Genomic DNA, 22,238 nt, shown 5'->3' on the forward strand with positions numbered 1-22,238 from the left:
GTCGATCGCGGCACCACTGCGGACGACGCGCACACGGACCGCATCAGTACATGGGCAAACCGGGATCGATCTGCTTGGCCCACTCCACTATTCCGCCGTGCAGATGGGCGGCATCGGAGAAACCGGCACCGACGAGGGCCGAGAGCACCTCCGCGGACCTGATGCCGGTTTTGCAGTAGAGCACGATGGGAATGTGCTGCGGAAGCTCCGCCATCACCGCGCCCGACAGGATTCGATCCTTGGGAATCGAACGCGCACCGTCGATGCGGACGATGTCCCACTCCACCGGCTCGCGCACGTCGATGAGGGCGATCTCGCGTCCGGACTGCATCAGTGCGTGCAGCTCCGCCGGGGTGATCGATTCTCCGGTGGATTCGGTGGCCGGGACCACTCCGCAGAATGCCTCGTAATCGATCAGCTCGGTGATCGGCGTTCGATGCGGATCCCGAGTCAGGCCGACGGTTCGGTAGTTCATCGCCAGCGCGTCGTAGATCATCAATCGACCCAGTAACGTCTCGCCGATTCCGGTGATCAGCTTGATGGCCTCGGTCACCATGACCGACCCGATCGACGCACACAGCACCCCCAGCACCCCACCTTCGGCGCACGAGGGCACCATGCCCGGCGGCGGAGCCTCGGGGTACAGGTCGCGGTAGTTGATGCCTGCGTCACCGGGCGCGGCGTCCCAGAACACCGACACCTGCCCCTCGAACCGGTAGATCGAACCCCACACGTACGGGATGCCGACCAGGGCGGCCGCGTCGTTGACCAGATATCGGGTGGCGAAATTGTCGGTCCCGTCGAGGACGAGGTCGTACTGCCGAAAGAGTTCGAGCGCGTTCGAGGAGTCGAGTCGAACACGGTGCAGCGCCACCTCGACGCCGTCGTTGAGTTCGAGAATCGAGTCCCTGGCGCTGTCGGCCTTCGGACGACCCACGTCGGATCGGCCGTGGATGATCTGCCGTTGCAGATTCGACAGTTCGACATCGTCGAATTCCACGATGCCCAGGGTGCCGACACCGGCGGCTGCGAGGTAGAGCAGCGCGGGTGAACCGAGCCCCCCGGCACCGACGACGAGCACGCGTGCGTTGCGCAGTCGCTTCTGACCGTCCGTTCCCACATTGGGGATGATCAGGTGCCTGCTGTACCGGGCGACGTCCTCGGGAGTCAGTTCGCCCGCGGGTTCGACCAGAGGGGGGAGATGGACCACGACGCAGCGACGCTCCTCGACTCGACACGACGACCGAATACCCGGCACGCCACGTTCGAATCTAATCCCCCGGCCCGTCCCGAACCCAGCCGATCAGCCTCGGGGGTAGGGCCACGGATTGAATCGGCACGTCTTGCCGTCCATCGGAACGACTCCCGCGGGGTCCAGTCGCGCGATGTCGTCGTTGGACGTCCCGAACGTCTGCTGCATCATCACCGGAGCCAGCCCGCCGTCGGTCTCGCACGGTTGGTGCTGTTGGTAGCCGATCGCGTGGCCGACCTCGTGATTGATCTGGTACTGGCGGTACGAGCCGATGTCGCCCTGGAACGAGATCGCTCCACGCACCCACCTCGGCTCGTTCAGCACCACTCGCTCGATGCCGGGGTTGTAACAGGAGACCTCGAGCTGGATGTCGTAGCCACAGGCCTGGCGGATCGACAATTGCGACGTCAGCGAGATCCTGAAGTCGGGATCGCCCTGATCGATTCGACGGAATCCGAACCGTGGATCGTTCGTCCAACTCTTGGGGTTGGCGAGGGTCTGATCCACCAATCGGCCGAACGACTCGTCGCCGCCGAACCCGACCGTGTCCACGCCGTCCTCCACCTCGACCGTGTAGGTGAACACCCGCTCGGTCCCCTGACCCACCTGCTCGGTGGTGCCCGGCACGGTGTGCCACGTTCCGGCCCCCTGCACCGCGAACGGACCACCGTCGGGTAGTTCACCCGAGGAGATCGATTCCGCGAAGTTGCCGTCGGCCTGCGGCGGCACGCCGATGACTCCGGTGCCCGAGGTCGTGTCCGCACTCAGGGTGCCGAATCCGGGATCGACATTGGTGGACTGCGCGGCGGTGCCGGTGACGGGGTCACCGGTACGCACGGCATCGAACACGACGAGCGCGGTCACCACGATCAGAATCGGAACCGCGTACGCCCGCCAGCCGTATGTGGACGCGAACTTTCCGAGCTTGCTCTGTTTCCTGATATCGCGATCCGGTCTGGGACTGCGTTGCTTGACCTCGCGTTGCGTCGGGTCCCACTGCGCGCGGAGCGGTTGATGCGACCCACGACTTCCCACGGTGCGTGGGAAGTCGTCCGACCGATCGTCGTAGCTCTCGCCGACGCCGCCCGACTGCACACCACCGCGGATACGCGGCCCGCCTCGGTCAGTCACTCGATCACGATCTCACAATCCTCACCGCCCGCTGCTCGGCACGCCGATACCGGGAACGGAACTATCGGGTTTTCGGTACGAAAACATCGTACGAACAAACCGCTCGACATGATCCGGTATTGCCCACTTTTCGCAACGGTCCCCCAGGATCCCGTGAGTGTGGGCAGCCACGAGTATCGTTGCCCGTGATCTGCGCTACGAACGGTCCGAACCGACGGCCACCCGCCGGAAGTTCATGCCGGACCGTTCGTTGTCGAACCAAGACGAGCGCAGCTGTCGACGCGGATGGGAACATAATTGATGACAGATCTCGACGACCGGCGGTCTTCCGACCGGCCGGCCACCACCGGCAATCGCCGCGGCGCACGGTTGCCGCGCGATGCCCGTCGGGCGCAACTGCTCGCTGCTGCGAGCGAAATATTCGTGACCCGCGGATATCACGCATCCGGAATGGACGAGATCGCCGAATGCGCCGGTGTCAGCAAGCCGGTCCTGTACCAGCACTTCCCGGGAAAACTCGAGCTGTATCTGGCGGTGCTGCAGAGCTACGTGGACACCCTGATCGCGGGAGTCCGTCAGGCCCTGCGCTCGACCACGGACAACAGGCAGCGCGTTCGCGCCGCAGTGCTGGCGTTCTACGACTTCGTCGACACCGACACACAGGGCTTCCGCTTGGTCTTCGAGTCCGATCTGATGGGCGACCCGCAGGTCAATGCGCGCGTCGAGCAGGCGACGGAAGCCTGCGTCGACGCCGTCTTCGACCTGGTTGCTCACGACTCCGGACTCGATCCGTACCGGGCCCGCGTACTGGCTGTCGGCCTGGTCGGTGCCAGTCAGTTCACCGCTCGGTACTGGCTCGAAGCCGACCGGCCGATCTCCAAGGAAGACGCCGTCGACACCACGGTGTCGCTGGCCTGGGGCGGTCTGTCACACGTTCCCCTGCAGGCACCGTAGGGAACGGACCCACGAACGCAACACGCCCCTCACTCGATCCGAGTGAGGGGCGTGTTTTTCGTTCCGCGCGGTCTCAGGCGGTCGCGAATCCGACCTTGCGAGCATCGGACGGACCGATCTCGACGTACGACACCTTGGAAGCCTGAATCAAGAACTTGCGTCCCTTCTCGTCCTCCAACGACAGCACTCCGTCCTTACCGGCGAAGGCGGTCGATACGAGCGCTTCGACCTCGGCTGGGGACTGCGTGCTGTTCACGACGAGCTCACGGGAACTCTCCGAAACACCGATCTTGACCTCCACGGTCAACCTCCGAACTCTCGACAACTCTGCTCACGCCAGGCTAGTGCAGAGGTGTCGCCCCGGATGCCCGACGCCCTGTGCTGTCAGCGAACAGCGCCCAGTGCGGTCAGTCCAGGCCGAGTGAGGACATCCGCTCCGCATGCTGTTCCTGCATGCGATCGAACAGTGCGACGACACCGTTGAGGTCTCCCGACGCGGTGATGACGAGATCGGTCAGCGACTCGCGGCGAGCGAGCACGAACTGCGCCTGGGTGATGGCCTCACCGAGGAGACGACGACCCCACAGCATCAGTCGTGCTTTGTCCTGCGAGCTGGCGCGAACCCGGTCGGAGACCTCGTGCACCACGAACTCCGAGTGTCCGGTCTCGGCGAGCACGTCTCGAACGATCTCGGCCACGGCCGGGTCGAGACTGTGCGCGATCTGCCGGTAGAAATCGGCCGCGATGCCGTCACCCACGTAGGCCTTGACCAACGACTCCAACCACGTCGACGGCGTCGTCGACTCGTGGTACTCGTCCAGAGCGCGAACGAACGGATCCATCGAGGCGTAGACATCGAGACCGCGATCCGACAGGGCTTTCTGCAACGTCTCGAAGTGGCTCATCTCCGCAGCCGCCATGCTCGCCAGCGCGACGCGACCCTCCATGGTCGGAGCCATTCGAGCGTCCTCCGCCAGGCGATAGAACGCCGAGATCTCGCCGTAGGCGAGCACCGCGAACAGATCCGGAATGCCGGGGTGATCGTGCGCGATCGCCGGGTCTACCCGGTCCGTTTCCGGCGACTCGACGACGGTGGTGGGTGAAACTGCGGACGACGGCTCCGACGAATGGGCTCCCATGCGGCAATCGTAGTCCGGTGTCGGACCCGTCGTCTCGGCGCGCGCCGGACCTGCCGCGACCTGCCGACAATGGAGAAATCCGTTCGGCAAGCTACCATGGTGCTCGATCGTCGCTCGCGGACCGATGAAACGGACCGAAGAAGCACGCGACGGTCATCGATAATGTGTGCGCACCTGATCCGGGTCGCCTCGACAGCTTCGCCGCAGCGGACATCGCAGTCCGCGGCCGCGCTGAGGCTGACGGCGACATCACATCGGATCGAGGGCATCGACTTCGGCCGGCAATAGGCCTATGCCCTTCCTCGTGCGCACTTTCGAACACGAGGAAGGCCAGTCCCCTGAGCAAGACAGTCATCGACCAAGAGTCCGACACCGGCGACACCACGGTGTCGGCGCACGTGGACGACACGCACGTACCTCCCACTTTCGCCGAGCTGAACGTGGACCCCACCATCGTTCGCGCGCTGTCCGAGATGGGAATCGAGCGCACGTTCGCCATTCAGGAGTTGACGCTGCCGCTCGCCATCGCGGGCGACGATCTCATCGGTCAGGCACGCACCGGAATGGGCAAGACGTTCGGCTTCGGTGTGCCCCTGCTGCACCGACTCGCCACCGACAACTCCGGCACCTCCCCACTGGACGGCACCCCCCGCGCCCTGGTGATCGTGCCGACGCGTGAACTGTGCGTGCAGGTCAGCTCCGACCTCGAGAACGCGTCGAAGTACCTCAGCGGCGCGAACGGCCCCGTCAAGGTGCTCTCCATCTACGGTGGCCGTCCGTACGAGGCGCAGATCAGCGCATTGCAGAACGGCGTCGACGTCGTCGTCGGCACCCCGGGCCGACTGCTCGACCTCGCCAAGCAGAACCACCTGATCCTCGGCAAGGTCGGGGTCCTGGTTCTCGACGAGGCCGACGAGATGCTCGACCTCGGGTTCCTCCCCGACATCGAGCGCATCCTCGGCATGGTCCCCGACAAGCGTCAGACGATGCTGTTCTCCGCCACGATGCCCGGCCCCATCATCACTCTGGCCCGCACCTTCCTGACGCAGCCGACGCACATCCGCGCCGAAGAGGCGGAGTCCTCGGCCGTGCACGATCGCACCGCCCAGCACGTCTACCGGGCCCACGCCCTCGACAAGGTCGAGATGGTCGCCAAGGTCCTCAAGGCCGAAGGTCGCGGCGCGACGATGGTGTTCACCCGCACCAAGCGCACCGCGCAGAAGGTCTCCGACGAGCTGGCCGAGCGCGGCTACTCGGTCGGCGCGGTCCACGGAGACCTCGGCCAGGTCCAGCGCGAGAAGGCTCTCAAGGCTTTCCGCACCGGCAAGATCGACGTGCTGATCGCCACCGACGTCGCGGCCCGAGGAATCGACATCGACGACGTCACCCACGTCATCAACTACCAGTGCCCCGAGGACGAGAAGACCTACGTCCACCGCATCGGCCGCACCGGCCGTGCAGGGCGCACCGGTATCGCCGTCACCCTCGTCGACTGGGACGACATCCCGCGCTGGCAGTTGATCGACAAGGCTCTGGGTCTGGGTATGCCGGATCCGGTCGAGACGTATTCGAGCTCGCCGCACCTGTTCTCCGACCTCGACATCCCCACCGATGCCACCGGCACCGTGCGCAAGGCACCGTCGCGTGCCCCGGAGAAGACGGACGACGACGGCGAGACGAATGCCGCAGCGCCTGCGGCCGACGCGTCGTCGACGACGAAGCCGCGCCGCTCGCGCAGTCGCAGGCGCACCCGCGCAGGGCAGGACGGCGACAACGCCGCAGGCTCTGCCACCACCACGAACGAATCCACCTCCGCCTCGGATTCGGTTGCCGGACAGTCGGATACGACCGACACAGCGACCACCGACACGGCCACCAAGACTGCCCCGCGCCGCCGTAGGCGTCGTCGCCCCAGTGGATCGTCCGCCGATGCCGGACCGTCGACTGCGAGCGCATCGGAGTAACCTCCCGCCGTGCTGGCTCCAGAACGTCGGACGAGAACCGACCTCGTCGTCGCCGCCGTCATCGCAGTGGTGGTGGTCGTTGCCGCGAGCATCGCCTGGTTCACCGGTGATGCTCGCGGAACCACATCGATCCCGGCCGAGGAGCCACTGCCTCGAGCCGAACCCGCCGCCGCGGTGCCCACGACGCTCACCGAACTGTGGCGCGCACCGAGCGCAGCGACGGATTCGACGCGAACCCCGTTTCCTGTCGTCACCGGATCCACGGTGGTCACCGCCGACGGGGGTGCCGTCCTCGGCCGCGATCCACGGTCGGGCGAGCAATCCTGGTCGTACACACGCGATCTCCCGCTCTGCTCGGTGGTCGCGTCGTGGAACACCGCGGTCGCGGTCTACCGCGACGGCCGCGGCTGCTCTCAGGTCACCGAACTCGACGGGGCCACCGGAGACCGCAAGGCGCAGCGCACGTCCGACGCCGACGATGCGGTCCGCCTGTCCTCCGACGGCACCTACGTGACATCGAGGGGCGACACCCGCATGGAGCTGTGGCGGTCGGACCTGGTGCGCACCCTCGAATACGGCCGAGTGGACGCCCCGGTCAATCCGGGAAGTCAGCCGAGAACCGGCTGCACATTGCTGTCCTCGGCGTCGACGAACTCACGAACGGCCGTGCTCGAACAGTGCCCGGGAGAGCCCGCCGCGCGATTGTCGCTCATCAATCCTGCCCCCAAGGACGCCAGTGAACCCGAGGAGTACGGGTCAGCGGTGGTACCGGAACTCGTTCCCGAATCCGACACACCGACTGCCGGGCGGATCATCGCGATCACGGGCAGCGTTGTCGCGCTGTGGATCCCAGCGAACAACGGCGCGCCCGATCGGGTGGGACTGTACGACGACGCGGCCGCGAGAACCTCCGAATTCGCTCTCCCCGGAGGCTCCTCCCCTACCCCGAACTTCCCTGCAACGAAAGCAGGTTCGGTGCTCACCTGGTTCACCGGCGCGGGAGTCCAGGCGTTCGATCCCGACAACCTCGGCCCTCTGTGGACCGTCCCCGGAGCCCTCGGGAACGGCGCGGTCATGGCCGGACGACTCCTCGTACCCGTACCCGACGGCATATCGGTGGTCGATCTCGCCACCGGTGTTTCGACGGCCGACATTCCGGTCGACCGAGGCGATTACGACGGCCCGATACAGATCTCGGTGATCGGCGACGTGGTCGTCGAGCAACGCGGTTCCGACGTGGTCGCTCTGGGCTGACTCGATCTCAGGGGCTTCGTACTACTCCGCCGGATCGTAGGTCTTCAGATCGGCTTTGCCGTCCCAGTGCGCCAGCAGATTCTCGGCAAGTTCTCGATAGGCCTGCGCGCCCTTGTTCTTTCGGCCCGAGAGTACCGTCGCGCCGGATGCACTGGCCTCCGCGAAGCGCACGGTCCGCGGAATCGGCGGCGCGAGCACCGGTAACGAATAGCGATCCGAGACATCGCCGAGCACGTCCCTGCTGTGCGTGGTGCGAGCATCGAACAGTGTGGGAAGGGCACCCAGAAGCGTCAGATCGGGGTTGGTGATCTGCTGCACCTCGGACACCGTTCGCAACAACTGACCGACCCCTCGATGCGCGAGGGTCTCGCACTGCAGGGGCACCAACACCGACTGCGCGGCGGTGAGGCCGTTGAGGGTCAGTACCCCGAGCGACGGCGGACAATCGATGACGACGACATCGAAATCCTCGAGGATCGGTGCGAGGGCCCGCTTGAGGGCGAATTCGCGACCCGCACGCATCAGCAGCAACGCTTCCGCGCCGGCGAGATCGATCGTCGCAGGCAGCAGCACGATTCCTTCCGCGGTCTCGATCAGGACGTCCTCGACCTTCGCATCCCCGGTCAGCACTTCGTGGACCGAGGAATCGAGCTTGTCCGGGTTGTGCCCGAGCGAGAACGTCAGGCAGCCCTGCGGGTCGAGGTCGACCACCAGGACGCGTCGATCGAGAGCATGCAGCGCAGCCGCGAGCGAAGCCACCGTGGTGGTCTTGGCGACGCCGCCCTTCTGATTCGCTACCGCGAGAATTGTCGTCACGGCCCTGATCCTTGCTTACATCGAGCCGATGAGCGAGGGTTCGGCATCTCTCGGGCGCGTCAGTGCATCGCGATCGGTGCCGCGGACCGCTCGGTGACGTGCTTCGTTCGGGGCAGGAAGAAGGCGGGGACGAACGTGGCGACGATCAGAATCAGCGCGACCATGAAGGTGGTTCCGAACGCCCTGGCCGAGATGTCGAAGGCCTCGACCTGGCTGGTCGCCGTCGATGCGGGCTTCTGCTGAGCGGTCAACACCACCGACATCAGCGCAGTGCCTATGGAACCGGCCGCTTGCTGAACGATGTTCATCAACGTCGAGCCGCGGGCAACCGTGTCGTCGGTCAGTGTCTGCAGCGCGGCCGTCATGATGGGCATCATCGTCGAACCGAGGCCGAGACCCATGACGAACAGTGCGCCGATGAGCAGGGTGTAGGACGTGTCGGTGCCGACCTGGGTGAACACCGCCATCCCTGCGGTGATGAGCACCATTCCCGCCAGCACGATCCTGCCGGGACCGAACTTGTCGGCGATCACTCCGGCGATCGGCATCGCGATCATCGCGCCGATGCCCTGCGGTGCGAGCAGCAGCCCGGCAGTCAACGTCGTTTCGCCGCGAAGCAGGAAATAGCTCGGGAACAGCAGTCCCGCGCCCATGAAGGCGACCATGAACAGCGTGGTGGTGATCACGGCCACGGTGAGCGATCGGTTCGCGAACAGCCGTAGATCGATCAGCGGATGCTGCACACGCAGGGCATGAAAAACGAACAGGACGATCAGCACGAGCCCGACGATGACCGGGACCAGTACCTTCACCGCGAGAACGGTTTCGGTTTCGACGACCGAGGACGCGCCGTAGAGGAACAGGGCGAGGCCGGGCGAGAGCATCAGCATGCCGCGGAAGTCGAAGGATTCGGACGGAGTCGGGTTGTCCCTGGGAAAGATCACCACGGCCGCGATCAGAGCGAGTATGCCGATCGGCAGGTTGATGAGGAAGATCCAGTGCCAGCTCGCTGCCTCGATCAGCCAGCCGCCGAGGATGGGCCCTGCGATGGGACCGATGAGCATCGGAACACCCAACACGGCCATCACCCGCCCGATTCGCTCGGGACCGGCGGCGCGCGTCATGATCGTCATGCCCAGCGGCATCAGCATGCCGCCGCCGAGACCCTGCAACACCCGGAAGGCGATGAGCGAGGTGATGTCCCAGGCGAAGCTGCACAGCACCGAACCGAGGACGAACAGCACCAGCGCGGTGATGTAGAGGCGCTTGGTCCCGAACCGATCGGCAGCCCAACCGGTCAGAGGTATGACGGTCGCCAGAGCGAGCGTGTAGCCCGTCATCGTCCACGCGGCGTTGGCGTAGGTGGTGTCGAACACGTCGGTGAACGTCCGGAGTGCGACGCTGACGACGGTGACATCGAGAATCGACATGATCGCCCCGAGCACGACGACACCGGCGATCTTCAGCAACGCGCCGTCGAGCTTCTCCGGAGCATCGGACGACGCGGGCTTCTGCAGGTCGGTCATGGTTCTCCAGGAGATGAGAAGGAAGTGTGAGGCACGACGGGAAGAGCTGTGTTGCCCGAGGCAGCGAAGATTCGCCCCGAGAGTAACCGGCCGGTAGGTCCGTACTCAATCGACAAATCGGACACATCCGCAGGCCACCTATGACAAGGGCCACATCCCGAGAGCGGGCATGATCGTTCCATGACAACACACGGCGGCGTCGAGGCCGGCAGAGTCGTTCTACTTCGGCACGGTGAGACCGAATGGGCGCTTGCCGGCAAGCACACCGGGAACACCGACGTCCCTCTCACGAGTACCGGCGAGCGACAGGCCGTCGAGGCCGGATCGCTCCTCCGACTCCTGAAGCTGCGCGATCCCCTGGTGATCACGAGTCCGCGAGAGCGCGCCCGTCGAACTGCCGAGCTCGCAGGCCTGGAGGTCGACCGGACGTGGGATGCGTTGTCGGAGTGGGACTACGGCGACTACGAGGGCATCACCTCGACGCAGATCCACGAGACGGTGCCGCACTGGACCGTCTGGACGCATCCGTGCCCGGGTGGTGAGTCCATCGGAGACATCGCTGTGCGCGTCGAACTGGTGCTTTCGGTGGTGCTGCCACTGTTGAGCGGCCGCGACGTCGTGTTGGTCGGCCACGGCCACTTCTCGCGCGCGCTGATCGCCGGCTGGACAGAGGCCGCCATGACCGAGGGCAAACGCTTCGCACTCTCACCCGCCGCGTATTCGTTGCTCGGTTTCGAGCATTCGTTTCGCCAGCTCGTTGCGCACAACGTGCACCCGTCGATTCTCACCGCTGTCACGGCACCGAAAGGAAACCCAGGATGATTCGCCGCGCCACCGAGGCCGATGTTCCCGCCGTCACTGCTCTCGTGCACGAACTGGCCGCGTACGAGAGGTCGTCCTCGCTGTGCACCGTTCGAGACGAGCAGCTTCGTTCTGCGCTGTTCGGGGCGCAGCCGTCGGTGTTCGCACACGTCGCCGAGCACGAGGGGATGGTGGTGGGGTGCGCGCTGTGGTTCTTGAACTTCTCCACGTGGGACGGCGTCAACGGAATCTATCTGGAGGATCTCTACGTGCAGCCCGCCGCGCGCGGAGAAGGCCTCGGAACGGCACTGCTCGCGGCGTTGGCTGCCGAATGCGTCGATCGGCGGTACACGCGTTTGGTCTGGTCGGTTCTGGATTGGAACACCCCGTCGATCGGGTTCTACCGATCACTCGGAGCAGAGCCGCAGGACGAGTGGACCACGTTCCGCCTGACCGAGACGGCATTGGCAGAGCTGGCCACCCGGGCGCGTTGAACGACCACCTCGGCGGAATCAGTCGTCGACGTCGCTGTATTCGGCGGCCATCCACCGAGAGGACGGCGGGCTGAACAGCAACACGAGCACGCCGACGACAACTACTCCGAGAGCGATGCCGTAGGCGGTTTGATGCGATCCGGTCAACAGTGACCACACGACGGGCAGCAGCAGCAGCTGTACGACGGTGGCGATGGACCTTCCCCAGCGTTTTCCGAGTACCAGGGCGATGCCCGCCGCCCCGACTCCGATACCGAGGACACCGAACCATCCCGCGGTGCCGTAGCCGTTGGCCACGGCGTTGTCCCCTTCTCCGGAGAACGCTCGGACGAGAAGAACGACGGCGGCCACCAGCGACGCCACGCCTTGCGCTGCGACGAGCGCCCCGGCGGATCGGAACGTGGCCGGCGGGGTGAGGTTCTCGGGTGAGGTGGACACGCGACCAGCCTAGGCAACCGGGAGTGGAGCCTGCGGAACGACCCGAGGTGACGGGAGTGGAGCCTGCGGAACGACCCGAGGTGACGGGAGTGGAGCTTGCGGAACGACGCAGGTGACCGGAGTGGAGCCTGCGGAACGACCCCGTTAGTGTCAGTGCTCGTGCGTGCGCTGCTGATCGTCAATCCCAATGCGACTTCTACGACGGCTGCGGCTCGGGATCTGTTGGCTCATGCGTTGTCGAGTCGGGTGCGGGTGACGGTTGCGCAGACGACTCATCGTGATCATGCGTCGGAGCTTGCTCGGGGTGCCCGTGAGGACGGGATGGGTCTGGTGATCGTTCATGGTGGTGACGGGACGGTCAACGAGGTGATCAACGGGTTGCTCGGGGTGCCGTTGCCGACGTCGATGCAGGCGGTGACGATCGGTGCGATTCCGCCGATTGCGGTCGTTCCCGGTGGTAGTGCGAATGTGTTCGCTCGCTCGCTGGGTATCGAGGCGGATCCGGTGGCGGCGACGAATCAGTTGATCGGCCTGCTCGATGCACGGGCGCGGCGGACGATCGGGTTGGGGCACTGCGACAACCGTTGGTTCACGTTCAACGCGGGTATGGGTCTGGATGCGGACGTGTGTCGGGCTATCGATGCCGGGCGCAAGGACGGCAAGCCGGTGTCTGCGACGCGTTATGTGCGGTCGGCGGTGCAGGAGTTCTTCAAGCACAAGCGGCAGCCGGCTCGGTTGACGGTGGAGGTTCCGGGTCAGGATCCGTTCGAGGGTGTGCACTATGCGTTCGTGTCGAATTCGAGTCCGTGGACGTATTTGAACGAGAGGCCGGTGCACACCAATCCGGGTACCGGTTTCGATTCGGGTCTTGGAGTGTTCGGCATGCGTTCGACTGCCTTGCTCCCTACCTTGCGGGTGTCTCGCCAGTTGCTGGCCAAGGGCGCAGAACCGAAGTCGCGCAAGCTGATTCGGATCGATGATGTGCCGAGTGTCCGAATTTCGTCGGCGGAACCGGTCGGTTTGCAGATGGATGGCGACTATCTGGGCGAGCGCACGGAAGCGGAGTTCTTCTCCACTCCCGACGCGCTCGAAGTGGTCGCGCCGGGCAGGTGAGGGCCGCCCGTCCTGGGCATATGCGGCAACACACAGCGCTGTTCTGGAGAAACCACGAGCGAAATCCGTTCACTCGGGGTACAAAGGAGCGCAGAAGGCTAAAGCGAGCCTAACAGAGTGAGCTTGACCACGGTCACGCGCGTACCCCTTGACTTCACCTGAGTTCGTGAAAGCATTCACAAGCAACAGTGCGGAAACATTGGTTACCCACTCGTGAACAGAAGAGAAACGAAACGGCGCTTCGGCGCCCGGTAAGGAGCAGAGGATGGACTGGCGCCACAAGGCAATTTGTCGCGATGAAGATCCGGAACTATTTTTCCCGGTGGGAAACAGTGGTCCGGCGCTCGCGCAGATCGCCGATGCCAAAGTCGTCTGTACTCGGTGCCCCGTCACCGCTGAATGCCTGTCCTGGGCACTCGAATCCGGCCAGGACGCAGGAGTATGGGGCGCAATGAGTGAAGACGAGCGCCGTGCTCTCAAGCGACGCAACGCACGTACGCGCGCACGCAGCTCCGTCTAGGACGCACACGCAGCAATCGGCAAGGCTCGGTACCCGCTCAGCGGATACCGGGCCTTCTGCGTCCCACGGATCCTCGGCGGGCTCGTTACACACTGTTCACCGAACGTGCATCAGGCCCTCGGCACACGCCGTCCCAGAGGAACTCTCAACATCGCGTCGGTTCCCCCTCCCGCCGCCGGATGCAGACCGAGCGATCCGTTCAGCTCCACCGATACCAGCGTGCGCACGATCTGCAGTCCGAGACCGTCCGAGCGTTCCAGGGAGAACCCCGTGGGCAACCCGCGCCCGTCGTCGTGGATGACAACATCGAGCCACTTCGCGGACCGGTCCGCTCCGATTCGGACGACACCCGCAGAACCGGCGTCGAATCCATGCTCCATCGCGTTCTGCACCAGCTCCGTGAGCACCATCACCAACGGCGTCGCCCGTTCGGCCGAGAAGACTCCGAGTTTGCCCTCGCGCACCACTCGAACTCTCGGGTTGACCGTCGCTATGTCCAACATGATGGGCACCAGACGATCGACGATCTCGTCGAGATCCACTTCCTCGTCGACCGACATCGACAGCATCTCGTGCACGAGTGCAATGGACGTCACCCGACGAACCGACTCGGACAACGCCGTCCGCGCTTCCTCGTTCTCGAGTCGACGAGACTGCAGCCGGAGCAGCGCCGCCACCGTCTGAAGGTTGTTCTTCACCCGATGATGGATCTCTCGGATGGTCGCGTCCTTGCTGAGGAGGGCTCGATCGCGTCGCTTCACCTCGGTGACATCGCGGATCAACACAGCCGCACCGGCCGACCTCCCCCGGGGCTGCAGAGCCAACGTACGCACGAGAACGGTGGCACCGCGTGCATCGACCTCCATCCGGTGTCCCACGTTGCCGCTGAGCGACGATCTGATGTGGTCGGCCACTTCCTGTGAGTCGAACGGGTCGGTGACCAGAGATCGCGTGACCGACGCCAGATCTCGACCGGACAACTCCGTCGTCAGTCCCATCCGGTGGTACGCCGAGAGGGCGTTGGGACTGGCGTAGTCCACCCGCCCCTCGGTGTCGACGCGAATGAATCCGTCGCCCGCTCGCGGGGACGAGTTCACATCGGTCCGCTCCTCCGGGGTGGGAAACGTCCCTTCGCTGATCATCAGACACAGGTCGTCGGCACATTCCCGATACGCGACCTCGAGGGCACTCGGTGGTCGAAGCTGCGCGGGATTGGTGTCTCGGGTCAGCACCGCGATGACGTGCTCCCCGCAGCGCACCGGAATGCTCTCGGTCCGGGTCACCACCCCTCCGTGCACTATTTGCCGCTGCTGCAGCGCGACCATCACGTCGGGGTGCTCGGACTCGGAGATCGTCGTTCCCACGATGTCGTGCGTGAAGACCGTGGGCGCAGTGGTCGGCCGGCACTGAGCCACACACAGCACGTCGGCAGTCCCACTGGCCACGTCGTCGGTGCCGACCCACAGCAGCACGTCGGCGAACGACAGGTCGGCCAGCAGCTGCCACTCCCCCACGACGCGTTGCAAGTGGTCGACCGCGACACCGGGGAGGTCGGTGTGCTCGGCCAGAAGGTCACTGAGGGTCGACACGACAGCTCACGTGATCACTGCTCAGGACACGACGGCGATGAGGTCGCCCTGCTGAATGACGTCGCCCACCGCGACGTCAACCGATGTGACCGTCCCTGCCGTCTCGGCCAGCACGGGAATCTCCATCTTCATCGATTCCAGGATGACGAGGGTGTCACCGACCTCGACTGCGTCGCCTCGGGCCACGACCACCTGAAACACCGTGGACACCATCTCCGCACGAACGTCCTCGGACACCGGCGAACCCCTCTCTCACGTCACCACGAACTGCGCGGACCACCCACCGGAGGCCAGGCCCGTCACAGTAAGCCAATCACACGTGGGAGACTGTAGTGAACAAACGAGAGGAGCCCATCATGGGAAAGCGTGGACGTAAGAAGCGTGCTCGTAAGGGCAACAAGGCCAACCACGGCAAACGTCCGAACAGCTGACGATTTGCCACAAGCGACGAGGGGCCGAGAAGCTACTGCTTCTCGGCCCCTCGTCGTCGTACGAGCTGTGGTTATTCGGAGTCGGTCTGACGAATCAACACCGTCCGTCGGATCTCGACGCTCAGTCGCTCGCGCAACCCGGCCGGTGCCTGGTCTCCCCCGCATTTGCGCGAGATGAGCCGCTTGACCTTCTCTTCGATTCCGTATGCCTCGAAGCAGGATCCGCATTCGTCGATGTGCTTCTGCAGACGGGTCCGGCTCGCTTCGTCGCATTCGTTGTCGAGCATCACCCACACGTCCGCGATCACCGCCGAGCAGTCGAGACGCTCGAACTGTGCGTCGCCTTCGTCCCCGCCGTCGATCTTTCCGGTGCCCGTCACTGGACTACCTCCTGCTCGTGCCGGTCGACTGCGCCGTCCCGGTTGAATCCGCGCTCCCGTGCAACCCCGGCCAGCAGGCCTCGCAGTTGCTTGCGTCCGCGGTGCAGACGCGACATCACCGTGCCGATGGGCGTACCCATGATCTCGGCGATCTCCTTGTACGGGAATCCCTCGACGTCGGCGTAGTACACAGCCATCCGGAATTCCTCGGGAAGAGACTGCAGCGCGGCTTTGATGTCGTCGTCCGGCAGCGCGTCCAGAGCTTCCACCTCGGCGGATCGCAACCCTGTCGACGTATGTTCGGCGGTGGCGGCGAGCTGCCAGTCACTGATCTCGTCGGTGGGGTACTGAGCGGGCTGACGCTGCTTCTTGCGATAGGAATTGATGTAGGTGTTGGTGAGAATTCGGTACAGCCATGCCTTGAGGTTCGTGCCCTCACGGAACGATCGGAACGCCGAGTAGGCCTTGACGAACGTCTCCTGAACCAGATCCTCGGCGTCGGCAGGGTTACGCGTCATTCGCAGAGCTGCGCCGTAGAGCTGATCGAGCATCGGCAACGCGTCGCGCTCGAAGCGCTCGGTCAACTGAGCCTCGGTCTCGGCAGCCCTGCGCTCCGCGATCGCCTTTTCGTCGTCCACGTCAGCGACGGGATTGCTGGCTTCTGTCACGCTGATCCCTTCGATAGCTTCCACCGCCCAGGCTACGGCGCCCGTAGTCGGCTTCTGCGAAGAGATCACCCCCTTCAACACGAGGGGACGTCCCGCGGTCAGCACTGCCATTCGTCATTCCTTCCGCCTGCATCCGTATCTGTCGTTACACAACACGGCGTCGTCCCGTCGTGTTCCCGCTCGGTCGCTAGAGTCCGGTGAATGGCTGCGTCCACACCCGCTCTCGCGCTGCTCACCGCACGAAAGGTGGCGCACACCGTGCACTCGTACGACCACGATGCTCGGGTGCAGTCCTACGGCGAGGAGGCAGCCCGGATACTCGTCGAACGGCTCGGCGTTCGACCCGAACAGGTCTTCAAGACGCTCGTCGTGGAACGAGCAGATCGCTCGCTGGCGGTGGCGATCGTTCCGGTGACGGCGATGCTCTCTCTCAAGGCCGCGGCCGCTGCGCTGTCCACCAGGAAGATCGCGATGGCCGACAGGGCTGCCGCCGAGCGGTCCTCCGGGTACGTCTTCGGCGGCATCTCACCACTCGGACAACGCAGATCCCTGCCCACCGCGATCGACGACTCGGCTCTCGGCTTCGAGACGATTCTGTGCAGCGGAGGTCGCCGGGGACTGGAAATCGAACTCGCGCCAGCCGATCTCATCGGGCTCACCCGTGCCACAACCGCGCCCATCGCCGCGCGCTGACATCGAATGAGAGAAGATGGACCGGTGAGCAATTGGACAGCCCCAGCCGCCGTCGCACCCGTCGACGCGACAGTCACTCTGCCCGGATCGAAATCGATCACCAATCGCGCACTGATCATCGCCTCGCTCGCCTCCGGCTCGTCGACGATCACCGGTGCTCTGCGCAGCCGTGACACCGATCTCATGATCGACGCCCTGGCAACCTTGGGGATCGAGATCATCGCCGCGGACGACGACAGGACGGCGTTGCGCGTGACTCCCGCTCCGTTGCACGGAGGAGCCGTGGAGTGTGGTCTGGCGGGTACCGTCATGCGCTTCGTGCCGCCCCTGGCTGCCCTCGCCGCGGGCGAGGTGTCGTTCGACGGCGACGAACAGGCTCGCATTCGTCCACTCGACACCATCCTCGACGCCCTGCGTGCGGTGGGGGCCGAGATCGACGGCAGCGCTCTGCCGTTCACGATGCGCGGCACCGGTTCGCTGCGCGGCGGATCGGTCGACATCGACGCCTCGGGTTCCTCGCAGTTCGTCTCGGGTCTGATGCTCTCCGCGGCGGCGTTCGACGAGGGAATCGAAATCCACCACATCGGCAAGCCTGTTCCGTCCATGCCGCACATCGACATGACCGTGGACATGTTGCGGCGCGCCGGCGTCCGAGTCGATTCCCCCGAGTCCGGTGGTGACGCGAACACCTGGCGGGTGCACCCCGGACCGGTCGCGCCGATCGAGTGGATCATCGAGCCGGATCTGTCCAACGCCACCCCTTTCCTCGCTGCAGCGGTGGTGACCGAAGGCCGAGTGCGCGTGCCGAATTGGCCCGAATCGACCACCCAGCCCGGCGATGCCTTCCGCGAGATACTCACCCGGATGGGCGCTCGAGTCGACCTGACCGCAGGCATCTTGACCGTCGAGGGCCCGGATACGTTGCGCGGCATCGATTTCGATCTTCACGATGTCGGCGAGCTGACCCCGACGGTCGCGGCACTCGCCGCACTGGCCGAAGGTCCGTCGATTCTGCGTGGCATCGCCCACCTGCGGGGCCACGAGACCGACCGACTCGCCGCACTGACAACCGAGATCGTCCGACTGGGTGGGCGCGCCGTGGAAACGGACGACGGCATCCGCATCGATCCGGCTCCGCTGCACGCAGGCGTCTGGCACTCGTACGCCGACCACCGGATGGCCACCGCGGGCGCAATCGTCGGACTGCGTGTCCCCGGGGTCGAGGTGGACGACATCGGTACCACAGCCAAAACTCTGCCCGGTTTCGAGATGTTGTGGGACGCAATGCTGTCCGCGTCGACACCGAGCGGGGTCGGCTCCTGACCGCGCGCCGATACGACGAGTCCGACGTTCGTATCCGACCGGGCAAGAGTTCGCGTCCACGGACCAAGACTCGACCCGAACACAACGACGCCGAAGCAGGCATGGTGGTGTCCGTCGACCGCGGCCGATGGGGTTGTGTGCTCGGCGGTGACCCGGCACGGCCGGTGGTGACGATGCGTGCCCGCGAGTTGGGCCGTACTCCGATCGTGGTGGGCGACGAGGTCGGCATCGTCGGAGATCTGTCGGGCAAGGTCGACACTCTGGCCCGAATCGTGCGCGTCGCCGAGCGGCGCACGGTGTTGCGGCGCACGGCGGACGACACCGATCCGTTCGAGCGGGTGGTGGTGGCCAACGCCGACCGGCTGCTCATCGTGGCCGCGCTCGCGGACCCGCCGCCTCGGACCGGTTTCGTCGAGCGGGCGCTGGTGGCTGCGTACGTCGGCGGACTCGAACCGGTCCTGTGCCTGACCAAGAGCGATCTGGCCGACCCCGAGGAATTCACCGCGGCCTTCGCCGATCTCGACGTCCCGGTGGTGTTGGCAGGCCAGTCCGAGGACCTCACCGAGCTGACCGCGATGCTGACCGACAAGGTGACGGCGCTCATCGGACACTCGGGCGTCGGAAAGTCCACGCTCGTCAACAGGCTCGTGCCCGACGCATATCGCGCCACCGGTGTGGTCTCGGGCGTCGGGAAGGGCCGTCACACCTCGACGCAGTCGGTGGCGCTCCCTCTGCCCGGCGGCGGCTGGGTGGTCGACACTCCCGGTATCCGGTCGTTCGGACTGGCGCACATCTCCCCCGAGAACGTCGTCGCAGCGTTCTCCGATTTGGCCGACACCATCGAGAACTGTCCCCGAGGATGCACCCACCTCGGCCCACCCGCCGATCCCGAGTGCGCTCTGGACACCTTGACCGGAGACGCAGCCCGACGCGTCGCGGCCGTGCGTCTGCTCCTCGAAGCCGTTCGAACGAACGAAGCCTGGTAGCAACCCCCCTTTCGGGGTCGGTTGCCACCAGGCTGCACGCCGTTCGGAACTTACGCGGCCTTGCGGACCAGGCTGCGAATTCCCTTGCGCTTCTTCGTCTCTGCGATGGCGGTGCGGAGACCGCGACGCTTGCCCGTTTCGGGATCGACGGTGAACAAACCGGCCGGAGCATCGGCCCACTTGCGCTCGGACGCAGTCTCGGGAGCGTCGTCACTGGTCGCCTTCAGGTACTTGTTCGGCAGCGACAGCTTGGCGATGGTTCGCCACGACAGGAAGTACTGGTGGACGATCGAGCCGGTCGTGTACGGCAGGTCGTACTTCTCGGCCAGTTCGAGCACTCGAACCTTGATCTCGCGCAGGCGGTTACTGGGCAGATCCGGGAACAGGTGGTGCTCGATCTGGTAGCACAGGTTGCCGCTCATGAACTCCATGACGGGGCCCGCGTTGAAGTTCGCACTGCCGAGCATCTGACGCAGGTACCACTGACCCTGAGTTTCGCCCTCCATGTCGGACTTGGTGAACTTCTCCGCACCGTCGGGGAAGTGGCCGCAGAAGATGACGGTGTTGGTCCACACGTTGCGGATCATGTTGGCGGCGATGTTCGCCGTCAACGTGCTCTTCCAGGCGGGACCGGTCAGCAACGGATGCAGGACGTAGTCCTTGCCGATCTGCTTGCCGACCTTCTCGAGCACCTCGCGCCGCTTCTGCTCGAATTCCTCACGCGGCACTCGACCCTTGGCGACCTTGCCCAGTTCGAGGTGCTGAAGCGCCACTCCGTACTCGAAGAACAGCTGCAGCAGCAGGTTGTAGACGGGGTTGCCGATGTTGAAGGGCTTCCACCGCTGATCGCGGGTGACGCGCAGCAGACCGTAGCCGACGTCGTCGTCCATGCCGAGCACGTTGGTGTACTTGTGGTGAATGTAGTTGTGCGTCTGCTTCCAGTGAGCGGACGGCCCCGTGTTGTCCCACTCCCACGACGTGGAGTGGATTTCCGGGTCGTTCATCCAGTCCCACTGGCCGTGCATGACGTTGTGGCCGAGCTCCATGTTCTCGATGATCTTCGCGACACCGAGCATGGCGGTGCCGACGAGCCACGCCGGACGACGACGGCTGGCGAAGAGCACGGCCCGGCCACCGATGTCGAGGGATCGCTGCAGGCGGATCGTGTTCTTGACGTACCGGGCGTCGCGTTCACCGCGGGACGCTTCGATGTCACGCCGGATGGCGTCGAGCTCGTGGCCCAACGCCTCGATGTCGGCATCGGTCAGATGCGCGTATTCTTTGACGTCCGTAATCGCCATGGGAAACAACCTCCTGGCAGTCGTGAACACACAGCTCGCGTATCAGGCCATGTGTGATTCCATCACCTACCGTATCGTAACTTACGGTTCCGTAGGTTAGCGCCGGGAATGTGTGTGACGATTCACAACGACGCGCGGTCGCCCGATCGACGAAGGGCCTTGGCCTGACGCCTGGCTTCCTTCTTGGCGTTGCGCAGGCTCACACGCGCCTCCTGCATCGCCGACCGCAGACCGCGGCGCTGCCCGGTCAGCGGATCGATCCGAAGAGCATGAACGGCAGGCGAATCCCCTACGCGCCACCGTCGCTCGGAGGACGTCTCGGGAGCGTTGTCGGACGTGGCACGCAACCACGAGTCGGGCAGCGACAGCTTGTGAATGGTCCGCAGCGCCAGCAGGTACTGCTTGCCGAGCGACCCCGTGGTGTACGGCAGGTCGTACTTCTCGCACAGAGCGTGCACCTTCTCGGCGATCTCCGAGTACCTGTTGCTCGGCAGATCCGGGAACATGTGGTGCTCGATCTGGTAGCAGAGGTTGCCGCTCATGAACGCCATGACCGGACCGGCGTCGAAGTTCGCACTGCCCAGCATCTGACGCAGGTACCACTCGGGTCGTGTCTCGGTCTCGAACTGGCCGATCGTGAACTTCTCTGCCCCGTCGGGGAAGTGACCACAGAAGATCACCGCGTACGCCCACAAATTCCGGACGAGGTTGGCCGTCGCGTTGGCGGTCAACGTCGACTTCCACGCCGGACCGGACAGTGCCGGGAACAGCACGAAATCCTTGCCGACCTGCTTGGCGATCTTGCGCGCGAAGGCGCGGGTCGCCGGAGACTTCAGCAGGCCCTTCTCGTCCTCGCCGTCCAACTGCTTCTGCGCGTCGTAATCGTGCAGCGCGATGCCCCACTCGAAGGTGGTGGCCAGCACGATGTTGGCGAGCGGCTGAACGAGGTTGATCGGCTTCCACGGCTCGTCGCGGGTCATCCGCAGGATGCCGAAGCCGATGTCGTCGTCCATGCCGACGATGTTGGTGTACGTGTGGTGCGAGTAATTGTGGGCGCGTTTCCACTGCTCCGACGGACCGGTCTGATCCCACTCCCACGAGGTGGAGTGAATCTCCGGATCGTTCATCCAGTCCCACTGCCCGTGCATCACGTTGTGGCCGAGTTCCATGTTCTCGACGATCTTGGCGACACTGAGCATCGCCGTACCCACGAACCAGGCCGGCCGATACTTGCTGCCGAGCAGCACCGCACGGCCACCGAGCTCGAGCAGCCGCTGCAGTCTGATCGTCCGACGGATGTAGGCGGCATCGCGCTCGCCGCGGCTGTCTTCGACGTCTCGACGAATCGCATCCAGTTCACGACCGAACGCTTCCATGTCCGCTTCGCTGAGATGAGCGAACTCTTTGATGTCGGTGATAGCCACCGGGTCCTCCAACAGTTGAGTGCAGTGCCCGAAATATCGGG

The 22,238-nt window shown here is 65.0% G+C and carries 24 protein-coding genes; 11 read left to right on the forward strand and 13 right to left on the reverse strand.

The annotated features are described in order from the left end of the window. Positions 1-43: 43 nt before the first annotated feature. Together moeZ and CH306_RS24675 are read right to left on the reverse strand one after the other, a co-directional pair. Complete coding sequence (gene moeZ, locus CH306_RS24670) at positions 44-1,210, reverse strand: adenylyltransferase/sulfurtransferase MoeZ (protein ID WP_032398301.1); 1,167 nt, start codon at positions 1,208-1,210, stop codon at positions 44-46. Between the two features lie 93 nt (positions 1,211-1,303). Continuing rightward, positions 1,304-2,383 (reverse strand): DUF3152 domain-containing protein, encoded by a 1,080-nt coding sequence (locus CH306_RS24675; protein WP_032397681.1) that lies wholly within the window; start codon positions 2,381-2,383, stop codon positions 1,304-1,306. Positions 2,384-2,683: 300 nt separating this feature from the next. Between CH306_RS24675 and CH306_RS24680 the strand changes: the two genes are divergently transcribed. Beyond that, complete coding sequence (locus CH306_RS24680) at positions 2,684-3,337, forward strand: TetR/AcrR family transcriptional regulator (RefSeq protein ID WP_032397680.1); 654 nt, start codon at positions 2,684-2,686, stop codon at positions 3,335-3,337. A 73-nt stretch (positions 3,338-3,410) separates the two neighbouring features. Here CH306_RS24680 and CH306_RS24685 read toward each other — a convergent pair whose 3' ends face one another. Together CH306_RS24685 and CH306_RS24690 are read right to left on the reverse strand one after the other, a co-directional pair. Further along, on the reverse strand, positions 3,411-3,638 hold the full coding sequence (locus CH306_RS24685; RefSeq protein ID WP_032397679.1) for a DUF3107 domain-containing protein: 228 nt from the start codon (positions 3,636-3,638) through the stop codon (positions 3,411-3,413). A gap of 106 nt (positions 3,639-3,744) precedes the next feature. After that, complete coding sequence (locus CH306_RS24690; protein WP_032397678.1) at positions 3,745-4,476, reverse strand: ferritin-like fold-containing protein; 732 nt, start codon at positions 4,474-4,476, stop codon at positions 3,745-3,747. A 284-nt stretch (positions 4,477-4,760) separates the two neighbouring features. Between CH306_RS24690 and CH306_RS24695 the strand changes: the two genes are divergently transcribed. Next, a complete protein-coding gene (locus CH306_RS24695; protein ID WP_094648197.1) occupies positions 4,761-6,440 on the forward strand; it encodes a DEAD/DEAH box helicase in 1,680 nt (559 codons plus the stop codon). 9 nt (positions 6,441-6,449) lie between these two features. Beyond that, positions 6,450-7,694, forward strand: a complete 1,245-nt coding sequence (locus CH306_RS24700) for an Rv3212 family protein (RefSeq protein WP_094648145.1) — start codon at positions 6,450-6,452, stop codon at positions 7,692-7,694. A 21-nt stretch (positions 7,695-7,715) separates the two neighbouring features. Here the strand turns inward: CH306_RS24700 and CH306_RS24705 are convergent, their stop codons facing one another. Beyond that, the gene (locus CH306_RS24705) at positions 7,716-8,510 is read right to left on the reverse strand and encodes a ParA family protein (RefSeq protein ID WP_032397676.1); all 795 of its coding nucleotides are present in this window, start codon (positions 8,508-8,510) and stop codon (positions 7,716-7,718) included. A gap of 59 nt (positions 8,511-8,569) precedes the next feature. Then, positions 8,570-10,036 carry a DHA2 family efflux MFS transporter permease subunit gene (locus tag CH306_RS24710; protein ID WP_045195748.1) on the reverse strand — a complete coding sequence of 489 codons (1,467 nt, stop codon included), beginning with the start codon at positions 10,034-10,036 and terminating at the stop codon, positions 8,570-8,572. Positions 10,037-10,216: 180 nt separating this feature from the next. On the opposite strand from CH306_RS24710, the gene CH306_RS24715 reads away from it, so the two are divergent. Beyond that, positions 10,217-10,858 carry an acid phosphatase gene (locus CH306_RS24715; RefSeq protein ID WP_094648146.1) on the forward strand — a complete coding sequence of 214 codons (642 nt, stop codon included), beginning with the start codon at positions 10,217-10,219 and terminating at the stop codon, positions 10,856-10,858. After that, entirely contained in the window at positions 10,855-11,331 is a 477-nt protein-coding gene (locus CH306_RS24720) for a GNAT family N-acetyltransferase (protein ID WP_094648147.1), read from the forward strand. The genes CH306_RS24715 and CH306_RS24720 overlap by 4 nt, the downstream gene beginning before the upstream one ends. 18 nt (positions 11,332-11,349) lie before the next feature. On the opposite strand, the gene CH306_RS24725 is transcribed toward CH306_RS24720, so the two are convergent. Then, complete coding sequence (locus CH306_RS24725) at positions 11,350-11,769, reverse strand: hypothetical protein (RefSeq protein WP_045195754.1); 420 nt, start codon at positions 11,767-11,769, stop codon at positions 11,350-11,352. A gap of 159 nt (positions 11,770-11,928) precedes the next feature. On the opposite strand from CH306_RS24725, the gene CH306_RS24730 reads away from it, so the two are divergent. Further along, a complete protein-coding gene (locus tag CH306_RS24730; RefSeq protein WP_032398298.1) occupies positions 11,929-12,882 on the forward strand; it encodes a diacylglycerol/lipid kinase family protein in 954 nt (317 codons plus the stop codon). Between the two features lie 265 nt (positions 12,883-13,147). After that, positions 13,148-13,402 (forward strand): WhiB family transcriptional regulator, encoded by a 255-nt coding sequence (locus CH306_RS24735; RefSeq protein WP_032366305.1) that lies wholly within the window; start codon positions 13,148-13,150, stop codon positions 13,400-13,402. A gap of 110 nt (positions 13,403-13,512) precedes the next feature. Here CH306_RS24735 and CH306_RS24740 read toward each other — a convergent pair whose 3' ends face one another. After that, positions 13,513-14,991 carry a sensor histidine kinase gene (locus CH306_RS24740; RefSeq protein WP_032397672.1) on the reverse strand — a complete coding sequence of 493 codons (1,479 nt, stop codon included), beginning with the start codon at positions 14,989-14,991 and terminating at the stop codon, positions 13,513-13,515. Positions 14,992-15,012: 21 nt separating this feature from the next. Next, positions 15,013-15,228: a biotin/lipoyl-binding carrier protein gene (locus CH306_RS24745; protein WP_008717734.1), complete on the reverse strand. Its 216-nt coding sequence runs from the start codon at positions 15,226-15,228 to the stop codon at positions 15,013-15,015. A gap of 119 nt (positions 15,229-15,347) precedes the next feature. Between CH306_RS24745 and CH306_RS29870 the strand changes: the two genes are divergently transcribed. Beyond that, a complete protein-coding gene (locus CH306_RS29870) occupies positions 15,348-15,422 on the forward strand; it encodes a 50S ribosomal protein bL37 (protein ID WP_370878772.1) in 75 nt (24 codons plus the stop codon). 71 nt (positions 15,423-15,493) lie between these two features. On the opposite strand, the gene rsrA is transcribed toward CH306_RS29870, so the two are convergent. Then, a complete protein-coding gene (gene rsrA, locus CH306_RS24750; protein ID WP_179272768.1) occupies positions 15,494-15,802 on the reverse strand; it encodes a mycothiol system anti-sigma-R factor in 309 nt (102 codons plus the stop codon). After that, positions 15,799-16,581 (reverse strand): sigma-70 family RNA polymerase sigma factor, encoded by a 783-nt coding sequence (locus CH306_RS24755; protein WP_230596997.1) that lies wholly within the window; start codon positions 16,579-16,581, stop codon positions 15,799-15,801. Before CH306_RS24755 ends, rsrA begins: the two co-directional genes overlap by 4 nt. Positions 16,582-16,671: 90 nt before the next feature. On the opposite strand from CH306_RS24755, the gene ybaK reads away from it, so the two are divergent. The 3 genes from ybaK to rsgA are packed head-to-tail and all read left to right on the forward strand — an operon-like array spanning position 16,672 to position 19,472. Next, positions 16,672-17,163, forward strand: a complete 492-nt coding sequence (gene ybaK / locus CH306_RS24760) for a Cys-tRNA(Pro) deacylase (protein WP_094632507.1) — start codon at positions 16,672-16,674, stop codon at positions 17,161-17,163. Positions 17,164-17,169: 6 nt separating this feature from the next. Continuing rightward, complete coding sequence (gene aroA, locus CH306_RS24765) at positions 17,170-18,486, forward strand: 3-phosphoshikimate 1-carboxyvinyltransferase (RefSeq protein WP_094632509.1); 1,317 nt, start codon at positions 17,170-17,172, stop codon at positions 18,484-18,486. Continuing rightward, on the forward strand, positions 18,438-19,472 hold the full coding sequence (gene rsgA / locus CH306_RS24770) for a ribosome small subunit-dependent GTPase A (RefSeq protein ID WP_052050252.1): 1,035 nt from the start codon (positions 18,438-18,440) through the stop codon (positions 19,470-19,472). The genes aroA and rsgA overlap by 49 nt, the downstream gene beginning before the upstream one ends. 50 nt (positions 19,473-19,522) lie before the next feature. Here rsgA and CH306_RS24775 read toward each other — a convergent pair whose 3' ends face one another. Next, positions 19,523-20,773, reverse strand: a complete 1,251-nt coding sequence (locus CH306_RS24775; RefSeq protein WP_032397669.1) for a fatty acid desaturase family protein — start codon at positions 20,771-20,773, stop codon at positions 19,523-19,525. A gap of 122 nt (positions 20,774-20,895) precedes the next feature. After that, a complete protein-coding gene (locus tag CH306_RS24780; protein ID WP_032398294.1) occupies positions 20,896-22,197 on the reverse strand; it encodes a fatty acid desaturase family protein in 1,302 nt (433 codons plus the stop codon). Positions 22,198-22,238 lie beyond the last annotated feature (41 nt).

Origin of the sequence: Rhodococcus sp. 15-725-2-2b, assembly GCF_002259075.1 — a bacterium.
GTDB lineage: Bacteria > Actinomycetota > Actinomycetes > Mycobacteriales > Mycobacteriaceae > Rhodococcoides.